Origin of the sequence: Agaricicola taiwanensis (assembly GCF_014635245.1) — a bacterium.
Lineage (GTDB): Bacteria > Pseudomonadota > Alphaproteobacteria > Rhizobiales > Methylopilaceae > Agaricicola > Agaricicola taiwanensis.
The window spans coordinates 59,350-71,212 of record NZ_BMCP01000007.1 but is presented as its reverse complement, the minus strand read 5'-3'; the positions used below and the strand labels follow the sequence as shown (position 1 = coordinate 71,212).

Annotated in this window: 10 protein-coding genes; 6 read left to right on the top strand and 4 right to left on the bottom strand. The window is 64.2% G+C overall.

Going from position 1 to position 11,863, the window contains the following annotated elements:
* Nucleotides 1-112: 112 nt before the first annotated feature.
* The 5 genes from IEV58_RS17055 (at nt 113) to IEV58_RS17035 (ending at nt 5,611) form a co-directional block, all read left to right on the top strand.
* Nucleotides 113-289, top strand: a complete 177-nt coding sequence (locus tag IEV58_RS17055; RefSeq protein WP_188411029.1) for a hypothetical protein — start codon at nt 113-115, stop codon at nt 287-289.
* Nucleotides 290-634: 345 nt separating this feature from the next.
* Nucleotides 635-880: a hypothetical protein gene (locus IEV58_RS17050; RefSeq protein ID WP_188411028.1), complete on the top strand. Its 246-nt coding sequence runs from the start codon at nt 635-637 to the stop codon at nt 878-880.
* A gap of 91 nt (nt 881-971) precedes the next feature.
* A complete protein-coding gene (locus tag IEV58_RS17045; RefSeq protein ID WP_188411027.1) occupies nt 972-2,282 on the top strand; it encodes a cation:proton antiporter in 1,311 nt (436 codons plus the stop codon).
* Between the two features lie 171 nt (nt 2,283-2,453).
* The gene (locus IEV58_RS17040; protein ID WP_188411026.1) at nt 2,454-5,258 is read left to right on the top strand and encodes an ATP-binding protein; all 2,805 of its coding nucleotides are present in this window, start codon (nt 2,454-2,456) and stop codon (nt 5,256-5,258) included.
* Nucleotides 5,255-5,611 carry a response regulator gene (locus IEV58_RS17035; RefSeq protein ID WP_188411025.1) on the top strand — a complete coding sequence of 119 codons (357 nt, stop codon included), beginning with the start codon at nt 5,255-5,257 and terminating at the stop codon, nt 5,609-5,611. The genes IEV58_RS17040 and IEV58_RS17035 overlap by 4 nt, the downstream gene beginning before the upstream one ends.
* Nucleotides 5,612-5,632: 21 nt before the next feature.
* On the opposite strand, the gene IEV58_RS17030 is transcribed toward IEV58_RS17035, so the two are convergent.
* The 4 genes from IEV58_RS17030 to tcuA form a co-directional block, all read right to left on the bottom strand.
* Entirely contained in the window at nt 5,633-6,040 is a 408-nt protein-coding gene (locus IEV58_RS17030; RefSeq protein ID WP_188411024.1) for a hypothetical protein, read from the bottom strand.
* 106 nt (nt 6,041-6,146) lie between these two features.
* Nucleotides 6,147-6,845 (bottom strand): GntR family transcriptional regulator, encoded by a 699-nt coding sequence (locus IEV58_RS17025; RefSeq protein ID WP_188411023.1) that lies wholly within the window; start codon nt 6,843-6,845, stop codon nt 6,147-6,149.
* Between the two features lie 121 nt (nt 6,846-6,966).
* Nucleotides 6,967-8,439 (bottom strand): MmgE/PrpD family protein, encoded by a 1,473-nt coding sequence (locus tag IEV58_RS17020; RefSeq protein WP_188411022.1) that lies wholly within the window; start codon nt 8,437-8,439, stop codon nt 6,967-6,969.
* A gap of 83 nt (nt 8,440-8,522) precedes the next feature.
* The gene (gene tcuA, locus IEV58_RS17015; protein WP_188411021.1) at nt 8,523-10,013 is read right to left on the bottom strand and encodes an FAD-dependent tricarballylate dehydrogenase TcuA; all 1,491 of its coding nucleotides are present in this window, start codon (nt 10,011-10,013) and stop codon (nt 8,523-8,525) included.
* 347 nt (nt 10,014-10,360) lie between these two features.
* On the opposite strand from tcuA, the gene IEV58_RS17010 reads away from it, so the two are divergent.
* The gene (locus IEV58_RS17010; protein ID WP_188411020.1) at nt 10,361-11,773 is read left to right on the top strand and encodes an MmgE/PrpD family protein; all 1,413 of its coding nucleotides are present in this window, start codon (nt 10,361-10,363) and stop codon (nt 11,771-11,773) included.
* Nucleotides 11,774-11,863: the final 90 nt, after the last annotated feature.

Sequence of the window (11,863 nt, the reverse complement as noted above, 5' to 3'; positions counted from 1 at the left end):
GAGCCGCGTGTAAATTGCTGAGCTCCCGCGGCGCGGTGAAAATCGCGGGTTCGAACCTTTTCCGCGCTGTCCCGTTTGGTCTTTCGAGGGAACAGGCAGGAGGAAAGCCGCCATGACCGCCGAAAATGAGATCCGCCAGGCTTTGATCGATGAACTGAAGCGACAGGCCGAGATCGCGCCGGACAGGCTGAAGGTGGGGACGGCCGGCGACAAACTCACCCTGGACGGACAGGTGGATGTGGACGCCCTCGTCATGGTCGTCATGGGCTCGCTGGCGGGCGGGCCGTAGCCAGCGATGAAAATCAAAAGGCCGCCCTCGGATGAGGACGGCCCCGTGAATTCTCAAACCAGCCGGGGGGTCACAAGACCTTCCGGGCTTGGCACCTCACGCGAAACGAGGAGACTGCTCCATCGAGACACCGAGATACTGAGACCCAACCGGCGCTTGGAAATCACTCGACATTGGATCACCTCCTTTCACGTTGTTGAAGACAGGGCTCATATTGGGGGCTTTTCCGAATGGCGCAAGAGCTCCCCGAACGATGAATCTTCCAAGAAAAGGGAGGAACGACCCTCGGTCCGGCACGTTGCCCCATGAAACCCCCACATGGAAACCCGCACATGGGAGGATGACATGACCCAGAAACCGACGAACAAACCGGAACCATCCGACCGCAATTTCGGCGCCGAAACCACGGAGACCGATCTCGCCAATGCCCGCATGGGCAGCAATCGCCTCGAAGGCAACGATCAGGCGAGCGTTCGCAATGAGCGCCCGGCCATGCCGGAGGCATCGACCAGGACCGAAGGCGTCATCGAGAGCTTCGAGAACATGGATCCGAAGACACGCGCCGCGCGCGAACGGCCGTCCAAAGGCTGAAGAGACACGCCGCGCATGAAAGCTCTGCCGGCTGGCAACACCGCATCGTCAGGGGAAGGATCGAAAACCCCTCCCCGCACGTTCAGGCCTCATGCCCGATGCGCTGTCCTGGTCACCTGATCCCTATATCCTGGCCCTTACCGGGCTCGGTTTCCTCATTGCCCTCGTTGCCTGGCTGCCGCTCGCCCTGAAGCGCCTGCCGCTGTCGCTGCCCATCGTCTGCATCGCGCTGGGCGCCGTCATCTTCGCCACGCCGCAGATGACATTGCGGCCCCTGCCCCTGACCTACCCTCAGATCACCGAACGGCTTTCCGAATTTGTCGTCATCATCGCGCTGATGGGCGCGGGGCTGAAGATCGACCGGCCGTTCGACATCCGGCGCTGGACCATCACATGGCGGCTTCTCGCCGTTACCATGCCGCTCGGCATCCTCGCCATCACCGCCCTCGGCATGGGATTGCTCGGCCTGCCGCTGGCGGTGGCGCTGCTTCTCGGCGCAAGTCTCGCCCCGACCGATCCGGTGCTGGCCTCCGATGTGCAGGTGGGCCCGCCCAAGACCGGCGACGAGGACGAGGTCCGCTTCGGCCTGACCTCGGAAGCCGGCCTCAACGACGGCCTTGCGTTCCCCTTCGTCCACCTTGCCATCGCGCTCGCCGCCGCCTCGGCCACGGGCGAGCCCTGGTTCTTTGAGTGGCTCACCCTCAATGTCATTTGGGAGATCGGCGCCGGCGTCGGTTTTGGCTGGCTCATCGGCCGCATCTTCGGCTGGCTCACCTTCCGCGTGCCGGCCGACACCAAGCTCGCCGCCACCGGCGATGGTCTCATCGCCCTCGCCGCCACCTTCGTCTCCTACGGTCTCACCGAACTCATCCACTGCTACGGCTTCCTTGCCGTTTTCATCACCGCGCTGACGCTGCGCCATTCCCATCGCGATCATGAGTTCCAACGCGAGATGCACGACGTGACCGAGCAGATCGAGCGCCTCGCCATGATGGTGGTCCTGCTCCTGTTCGGCGGTTCGCTGGTGGATGGTCTCCTGATGGCGATCCAGTGGGCCGATGTGATCGCGGCCGTGATCATCCTGTTGATCGTGCGGCCGCTGACGGGATTGATCGGGCTGATCGGCTTTCCCGCCGACGCTCGGGAAAAGCTGACACTCGCCTTCTTCGGCATTCGCGGCGTCGGCTCCTTCTACTATCTCGCCTATGGCCTCAATCACATGGAGGGCGTGGCCGGCGAACGCCTCTGGGCGGTCGTCGGCCTCGTGGTGCTCCTGTCGATCCTGCTCCACGGCCTCACCGTCACGCCGGTCATGCGCCACCTCGACCGGGCCGAGGGACGCGATCCCGACGCACCGAGCGTACCGCCGCCAGGCCTGCAGGGACCGGGAGCGAAGACGTAATGTCGGAAACACCCAAGCTTCAACACCGCCGCCGATACTGTTACATCTTGCGCAGGAGTTGAGGTTTCATGGCTGGAGCACGCACATGATTGCCATGCCGAACAGCCTGGTCCGCTCTCGTCTGTCAGCATGACGGACAGGTCCGGTCTTCCGTTCAGCGCCCCGGGCGTCATGAGCGACCTGATCCATCGGTTCGACTGGTCGGCGACGCCGCTCGGCCCGGTGGAGGGCTGGCCGCAGTCGCTGAAGGCCACCGTCAAGACGCTGCTCGGCTCGCGCTATCCCATGATCCTCCTGTGGAGCGAGGATCTGATCCAGATCTACAACGACGCCTACATCAATCTCATCGGCGACAAACACCCCTATGCGCTCGGCCATTCGATCCGCGACACCCAGGCCGAATCCTGGGAAGTGATCGGGCCCATGATCCATGAGGTGATTTCGACGGGAACGCCCAACTGGGTTCCGGCCCAGCGCCTGGCGCTCAACCGCGCCGGTTTCACCGAAGAGGCCTATTTCTCCCTCTCCTACAGCGCCGTGGAAGATGACGAAGCAGTCATCCGCGGGATGCTTTGCGTCTGCTCGGAAGTCACCCAGCAGGTGCTGGGCGAGCGACGTCTCAAGCTGCAGCGCGACCTTGCCGCCAAGGCCGGCGAAGTGCGCCCGCAGGAGAAGGTCTGCGGAGACATCGCCGCCGCCATATCCGATTATCCCTGGGACGTGCCCTTCGCTTTGATCTACCTCAACGACAGCAGGGATGATGCTCCCCTGCTCGGCGCCGCCATCGGTGTCGAGGCGGGCGGTGAGGCACCGGGACGCTGGCCGCTGGATCGCGCGCTGCAAGGTGAAACCATCGAGCTCGATGGCATCGAGGAGCGGCTTGCGGTCGCGGGAGGCCCCTTCCAAGCACCTGTCACGCGGGCTCTGGTGCTGCCGCTCCGGGGCGCCGGTGACACTGCGCTTGGCGCACTGGTGCTCGGCATCAATCCCAACTGCGCCTTCGACGAGGCTTACCGCTCCTTTTGCGAACTCCTGGCCCAGCAGGTGTCAATGGCGCTGCGCAATGCCCGCGCCTATGAGGAGGAGCGCGAGCGGGCCGATGCCCTGGCAGCGCTCGATCAGGCCAAGACCGCCTTCTTCTCCAACGTCAGCCACGAGTTCCGCACGCCGCTGACGCTGCTCATCGGCCCGCTGGAGGAGGCCCTTGCCACAGCCAAGGGCCAGCCGGAACAGCGCAAGCGCCTGACGGTGGCGCGGCGCAACGCCCTGCGCCTGACCCGTCTCGTCAACACCCTGTTGGATTTCTCGCGCATCGAGGCCGGCCGCGCGCGGGCGGCGGTGCAGCCCGTCAACCTCACCACCCTCACCGTCGATCTTGCCTCCAACTTCCGCTCGGCGGCCGAACAGGCCGGCCTCACCTTGACCATCGCCTGCCAGGATCTCGGCACCCCGGTCGATGTCGATCCCGACATGTGGGAGAAGATCGTCCTCAATCTTCTCTCCAACGCCTACAAGTTCACCTTCACCGGTGAAATCGCGCTGACGCTCAACCGCGACGGCGACGATGCGGTGCTGACGGTGCGCGACACCGGTGTCGGCATCCCCAGGAAGGAACTGCCGCGGATCTTCGAGCGCTTCCACCGCGTGGAAAAACAACGTGGCCGCAGCCACGAGGGCACCGGAATAGGCCTGGCGCTCGTCAAGGAACTGGTTGAGCTGCACGGCGGTACCATCGAGGTTGACAGCGTGGTCGATGAGGGCACGCGCTTCACCATCCGCATCCCCATGTCCTCGCGGGCGACGGCCCCTCCGGCCGGGCCCACGGATCTGGATGCAACGCCGACCCGCGCCGAAACCTTTATGGAGGAGGCACGGATCTGGTCTTCGGACCGGGGTCCGCACGAGGAGGCCGATGCCGACCCGCTGCCGGCCGAACTCGACGGCATGCGGCCCCATATCCTGCTGGCCGACGACAACGTCGATATGCGCGCCTATGTCTCGCGCCTGCTGCGCGCCCGCTTTGAGGTGACGGCGGTCGCCGATGGCGCCGCTGCCCTTGACGTGATCGAGGAGCGGCGGCCGGATCTCGTGTTGCTCGATGTGATGATGCCGGTGAAGAACGGCTTCGAGGTTCTCTCCATCATCCGCTCCGCTCCCTCCGGCGCGCAACTGCCCGTCATCCTGCTCTCGGCACGGGCGGGCGAGGAGGCGCGGGTTGAAGGCCTCAGGGCCGGCGCTGACGACTATCTCGTCAAACCCTTCGTCTCCCGGGAGCTGGTGGCCCGCGTGGAAGGGGCGATCCGGCTCGCCCAGCAGCGTGCCGAGGCCGCCGAGCGCGAGGCCCGCATCCAGGCCGATGTGGATCTGGCGCATCGCGAGCTTGCTCTGAAGGATTCCATGCTCGCGGAAATCCACCATCGGGTGAAGAACAACCTCCAGTTCCTGTCCAGCCTCATCGCGCTCACCATCAAGGATCTCGCCGATCCGGAGGCGGTGCAGCGGCTGGAGGACCTGAAGGGCCGGGTGCTCAATCTCGGCCTCATGCACAATCTGCTCTATGGCGTGGGGGAGACGCCAATCGACGCCGTGGCTTTCCTGCGTGCTTTGGCGGAGGAGAGTCGCACGGCCTATGCCATGGCCCACGTGGGCCTCGAGATCGCCGCCGATCCTGTGTCCCTGTCGGCCGATCAGATGGTTCCGCTGGGGCTTCTTCTCAACGAGGCGCTGCTCAACGCCTTCAAATATGCCTTTGACGATCAGCCAAACCCTTTGATTCGCATTGCGCTTCGGCGGAACTCTTCCGGCCTTCTCGGCTTTAGTGTCTGCGACAATGGATCGGGTTTCGGAAAACCCCGGCCCGGATCTTCCGGCCTGCGCCTGATGCGCGTCTTCGCCAATCAGTTGGGGGGCGAGCTCGCCGTTACCTACGACAAAGGATCGCAGTTGAGCATCGAGTTTCCCGAAGTACGGCGATGAGACGAACCGCCATCATCATCGAGGACGATCTGCTGATCGCTTTCGAGCTGGAGGATATCCTGCACGAGCTCGATTTCACTGTGGGCGGCACCTTCGTTACGGAAAACGACGCCGTCGCGGGCGCGTTCTCACAAAAGCCGGATCTGCTCCTGGTGGACTATCGGCTGGCCCAGGGAGATGGCGCGAGCGCTGTCGAGCGCATCCGCCTGCAGCAGGCGGCGCGCGTCGTCTACGTCTCGGCCAGCGGCGAGGAGGTGCTCAGGCGAGAGCCCGACGCGATCCACGTGGACAAACCCTTCGACAGGAATCGCATCGCCGCCGCCATTGATCGTGCCTTTCATGACGCCGGGTGAAGAGCGCGGCTGAATAAGCTCTCAGGCGAAGGCAGCCCGTTCGGCAAAGCGCGTTTGCAGCTTGAAGGCGATGGTCGTGGGCGCCAGCAGGATGGCGAGTGTCAGCGAGCCGCCGAAGTAGCTGGCAAGCGAAGCGTGCTCGAAATAGGCCAGCGCCAGCGGCGGCACATGCATGCGCAGCACAAGGATGAGGAAGCCCGCGCCTGATGCCAGCGCCACGGCCTCGACGCGTGCCTTCAAGGAACCGAGGTTGCGCCAGATCATCAGGCAGATGGGAGCCGCCACACCGGACAGGCCGAAGAGGAAGGCCGGCGCCTGATCCTCGGGCTTGGTGATGGTGAAGATGCCCGCCATCATGATGCCGACATAGACGGCAACGCCGAAGGCTACGGCGGCGAGCGACAGAAGAATGCGCGGGAGAAGTGTCACGTGGCGTCACCTTGATTCCGTGACGCGATGCTTAAGGCCTTTCACGCGGCATCGCCAGCCACGAAGGCGTGCATGCCCGGCGCATACCGGACATGCATGAGGAATGTCAGGCGATCGCCGCACCCGGTGGGTTGGACTGCATTGCAGCCTGCACGTGGAGCCGCGCGTTGCGAATGTGCTCGCGCATGGCGGCTTCCGCCAGGGCCGGATCGCGCTTGCGCAGGGCGGCGATGATGTTGCGGTGCTCGTCCAGCGCGATGGCGGCGCGGCCGGAGAAGGTGGAGGACTTGTAGCGATAGACGCGCAGCAGGTGATAGAGGTCGCCGGTGATCATATTGATCAGCCGCTCGTTGCCGCTGGCGCGGGCGATGCGGAAGTGGAAGTCGAAGTCCTTCGATTCCTGGTAGTAGCCCTTGCCCGACTGCAGCTCCTTCTGCTTGCCGTGCTCATCAAGCAGCTTTTCGAGGGCGTCGATCTCCGAATCGGTGATCTTTTCCGCCGCCTGGGCGCAGGCCATGCCTTCCAGCGCCTCGCGGATGTAGAGAAGCTCGCCGAGGTCCTTTGCCGAAAGCTCCGCGATCCGCACGCCAATATTGGGCGTGCGCTCCACCAGCTTGCGGCCCTCCAGGCGGCGAATGGCCTCCCGAAGCGGGCCGCGGCTGACACCGAGTGAATTGGCGAGCGCCAACTCGCTGATACGGCTGCCGGGCACGAGTTCGCCGCTGATGATTGCCGATTCAAGGCGCTCGGTCACCACATCAACCAGAGATTGCGCCCTAATGCGATTGTTCAATACCTGCGCCATGCCCGTGCCACGCTTTGTTCTGTTCGAATCTTGCTAGCAGACTTCCGCTGAAAACAGAAGCGTCACGGTTGTACACAACAGTATTCAGCGGAAGCCAGAGAGATCGAATGCAACAGAAATGCTACGGTACCCAGGTGGTTTCTTCCGGCTCCTGCTCATTGCGAGGAGCGAATTTGATGGGCGCCGCCGAACGTTTTGCGTCGTGCAGCGGGCTCACGGAAAGCAGCCGGGTGACCTGTCCCATCTCGGTGACGGAATCGATGGTTTCAAGACGTTCGAACAGCGGAGCGATCTGATCGCGCGGCAGGATGCGCCGGGCGCAGTCGTCGAACTTCTCCCACAACTCATCCGTGCTCATAGGGTTGGCGCCGCCGCGTCCGACCATGTTTTCCACACGGCGCGAGACCTTGCGGCCGTCCTTCAGTGTCACGATGACCTCCGCGCCCCATTGCAGTTCGGCATCATCGGCCATGTCGGGATGCGGGCGGGCTTCGGTGATCTTGAGCAGGCGCTGGATTTCCGGCTCCAGATGCGCGTCGCCCTCGAAGTCCTTCAGCCGCACCGCGCCATCGAGCAGCATGCGGGCGCAGGCATATTGCACCGAGAACTTGGCCTGCAGGTTCGTCTGCGGATCCGGCGTGTTGGTGTGGCGCAACCGGCGGCCATGCGGCAAGAGCTCGATCTTGGCCACGTCCTCGGCCTTGACGCCTTCTTCGTTGCGGACCGCCTGCATCATGATGATGGCGGCATGGGTGCTGCCGCAGCAGGGGAACTGCTTCAGGCCGATGGTCTCATTGGCGATTTCGAGCGGGTCCGCCCAATTGGCGAAGGCGCGCTCCACATCATAGGTGCCATCGCCGTTGTAGACCTTCAGGAAGCCCTGGTGGTGCTCGAACACGCCGCGGTTGGCGGTGAAGCCCTGCTCGGCGAGGAGAGCGGAGAGCAGGCCGGCGCGGCCGCAGGTGCCGATGTGCAGCGGCTTCACCATGGTGCCGAAGTTGGCTTTGAGGCCGGCGGCATGGGAGGCGGCGATGGCCAGCGCGGTTGCCGTCTTCTCCTTGTCGAAGCCGAGGAGATGCGACACGGCGGCCGCGGCACCGAAGACGCCGAGCGTCGCGGTGGGGTGCCAGCCCTTGTCGTAATGATGGTTGTGCACGGCGCGGGCAAGGCGGATCTCCACCTCAACGCCGATGATATAGGCCAGAAGCAGCTTCTGCCCGCCGAGCTTGCGCTCCTCGGCAAGAGCGAAGAGTGCCGGCACCAGCGGCACCGACTGATGGCCACCGAGCGCGCCGGAGAAATCGTCATAGTCGAGGGCGTGCGAGGCGGTGCCGTTGATGAAGGTGGCGTCGAGCGCGCTGGTGCGGCGGTCGGTGCCGAAGATCAGGGAGGAGCCGGGCGCGGTGGCGACACCGGGCGTCTTGAGCAGGATCTGCGAGCAGGGCTCGGGCATGCCGGCAAGCGTGACACCGACGGTGTCGATGATGGCGGTGCGTGCGGCCTTCAGCGCGGGCTTGGTTGCCTGCGACTTGTCGAAACCGACGATCTTCTCAGCAAGACGTTCCGTCAGGGGCCTTTGTGCCTCGGTGGTCATGGCGTCACTCCCTCATGCGGCTTCGAGCCGTGTGTGTTGGCCCCGCCCTCTCCCGTGACGGAGAGGGCGGGGAAGCGGTTTTCTTATGCTACGGCCATGGCCGCGGCGTTGCGGCCGGCGATGCGGCCGAAGGTGGCGCCGGAAACAAGGCCGGTGCCCGCCGGATAGTTGTCGTAGAACAGGCCGCCGACCATCTCGCCGCAGACGAAGAGACCGGGGATCGGACGCCAGTCGGTGCCCACCACTTCAGCATTCTCGGTGGTCTTCAGGCCGCCGAAGGTGAAGGTGATGCCGCCCGTGGCGCTGTAGGCATAGAACGGCGCCTTGTCGATCTTGACGGCCCAGTTGGTCTTCTCGAGGGCAAGGCCCTTGGTGGAAAGACCGTCCTTCTTGGAGGGGTCGTAGCGTCCGTCGGCCTCGTTGGCGTGGGCGTTGAACTCCTGAAGCGTCTTCAGGGCCTGCGCCTTGTCATCGATGTCGAGCTGCTCGATCAGGGCTTCCAGCGTGTCGGCCTTGATGGGCTCGGAGGTCTGGTAGCGCGGCTCCAGGAGGTGGACCACCTTGGAATCGAAGATCTGATAGGCCTTGGCGCCCGGCTCGGCCAGGATCGCGCGGCCGAATTTGGCGTAGGTGAAGAGCGCGCCGTCCTCGCCCTCGTCCACGAAGCGCTTGCCCTTGCGGTTGATCATGACCGCGTAGGGGTAGCTGAGGCGGTTCGAGCGGTCGGTCAGCTCACGGGGTGCAAATTCGCCCCAGTCGGCGCTGATCGGTGTTGCATGGCAGCCGGACCACTGGCCCCACGGCATGGCGCCGATGGCCATGGCCATACGCAACCCGTCACCCTGGTTGTGCGGCGTGCCGCGGACCTTGGCGGCGCCGACGAGCGGGCCGATGTGCTGCGTGCGCATCTGGACGTTGGCCTCAAAGCCGCCGCAGCCGAGGACCACGGCCTTTGCCTTGAGCGTGTGGATGCCGTCGTCGTCACGAACCTTGACGCCGCAGACCTTGCCTTTGTCGTCGACGATGAGCTCGGTGGCGGCGCTGCCGTAGCGGATGTCGATGCCCATGCGTTCGGCGGTGGCGAACCAGGAGCGCGAGAGGCCGACGCCCTCATGCTCGGCGCGGATCACGAGGCCGCGCGCCCAAACCATGACGTTGTCCTTCTTGACGGCGGACAGCGTGACGGCCGGCTCCATCTTCACTTTGCCGACCTGGTTCATCCAGAACACGGTGTCCTTGGAATTGTTGACCAGCACCTTGGAGAGAACAGGATCGGTGCGGCCCGAGGTCACGCGCATCAGATCGCCGTGATAGTCGTCCTTAGTGTAGGGGCTGATGCCCTCGTAGAAGTTCTCGTATTCCTTTTCGGCTTCCGGCACGAGCGGCGCGATCTCGCGCGGATCATCGAAGGCGAAGCGCAGCACGGCGCCGCTCCAGTGGGTGTTGCCGCCGCGCATCTCGCGGGGGGCCTTTTCCAGCACCACCACGTTCTTGGCGCCATTTTCCTTGGCCGAGACGGCGGCTGCCAGAGCCGCATTGCCCGCGCCAACGACGATCACATCAACTTCTTCCACTTCGAGCCTCCCAAATAGATCTGCTCATCCCAATCGGCCGCCCATGGGCCAATCCAAAAAATTCGGCTACATGCGCACGGCGGCTTGACACGAGGCGGTGCTGCAAAAAAAGCATTTCCCACGAGATCGCGCTCAATGCAATGTCGTTCGCTGACTGTAGACAGTTTTCACTACGCCTGATCGAGCCGCTTGGCAAGCCCTCGATACGATGTTAACTGTCAACATACAAGACGCAAGGGTGCGCCTCCGTGCGAAAGTCTGACGCGCGCCCGCGGGTGAGATACGTGCGATCACTGATCCCCACAACCTGACGCGGATCGTGATGCCTTATGGGAGATAAATGAGACATGGCCGGGGCACACAAGATATTGATACCAGCAAGTGAGGCTGAACCTGCAAAGGATCTCGCCACCTTCGCGGCTGGCCTTTCCTTCACCGATATTCCGAAGCCCGTCCTGGAGCGCGCCAAGCTGCTGATCCTCGACGCGCTGGGCGTGGGCCTTGCCTCCAACGCCTATCCCTTCGCCGAGACCTCCATCAAGGGCATCCAAACGCTCGGCGGCGCCGGCACCTGCAGCCTCATCGGCCGCTCCGAGCGCCTGCCACTGCGCGACGCGGCGCTGGCCAACGGCATCCTGGTGCACGGGCTCGACTTCGACGACACCCATCTCGGCAGCATCATCCACGCCACCGCCGCCTGCCTGCCCTGCGCCCTCACCTTCTCCGAGGATCTGGCGCTCGATGGCCGCGCCATGCTGACCGCCTACGCGGCGGGCATGGAGACGGCCATTCGTGTCGGCGCGGCCGTCAAGGGCGGCTTCCATCACGTTGGCTTCCATGCCACCGGCGTGGTTGCCCATTTCTCCTCCGCCGTCATCGCGTCCAAGCTGCTCGGCCTCGACGCCGACAAGATCACTATGGCCCAAGGCGTCGCCGCCTCCACCGCATCGGGTGTGCAGGTCTTCCTGGAGGAAGGCGCCTGGACCAAGCGCATGCATCCCGGCTGGGCGGCCGTTGCCGGCATCACCGCCGCGCGCCTTGTGGAGAGCGGCTTCAAGGGCCCCACCCGGCCTTACGAGGGCCGCTTCGGCTTCTTCGAGACCCATCTTCAGGGCTATGCGGAGGTGGTCGACCTCGACCGCATCTCCGGCGGCCTCGGCGAATATTGGGATCTCGCCGACACTGCCATCAAGCCCTACCCCGTCTGCCACTTCATCCATGGCGCGGCGGATGCGGCCATCGAACTCTACGAGCGCATCAATCCCGACGACATCGCCGAGGTCGAATGCTTCCTGGCAAAGGACACCATGCCCATCGTGGCCGAGCCGCGCCAGGCGAAGGAACATCCGACCACCGACTATGAGGCAAAATTCAGCGCCCAGTTCGTGGTCGCCGCCTGCCTCATCAAGGGCTTCTTCGGCCTGCCGGATCTGCAGCCGGAAGCCTTGAAGGACGAGAAGGTGCTCGATCTCACCAAGCGCGTGAAATGCACCATCGATACCGAGAGCGCCTTCCCGAAGTATTTCTCCGGCGGCGTCAAGATCACCATGAAGAGCGGCGAGACCCACCACCGCCACATCCGCGTCAACTCCGGCGCGGGCGAACGGGCGCTCGATCTCGCCGGCGTGGAGAAGAAGTTCTTCGCCTCGGCCTCCATGGCGGTCTCCCAGAGCCAGGCCGAGCGCATCCGCGACGCGGTGCTGGAGCTCGACCGCATTCCCGTGAGCGAGCTGACGGCCGCACTGCGCAAGGCGGATTGACCGCGCGAGGGGGCGGCCGTGACCGCCCCCTCCTTAAATTGTTGAAAATTTGAATTAATCGATAATCGGAAAAATCATTCCTTTCGTATA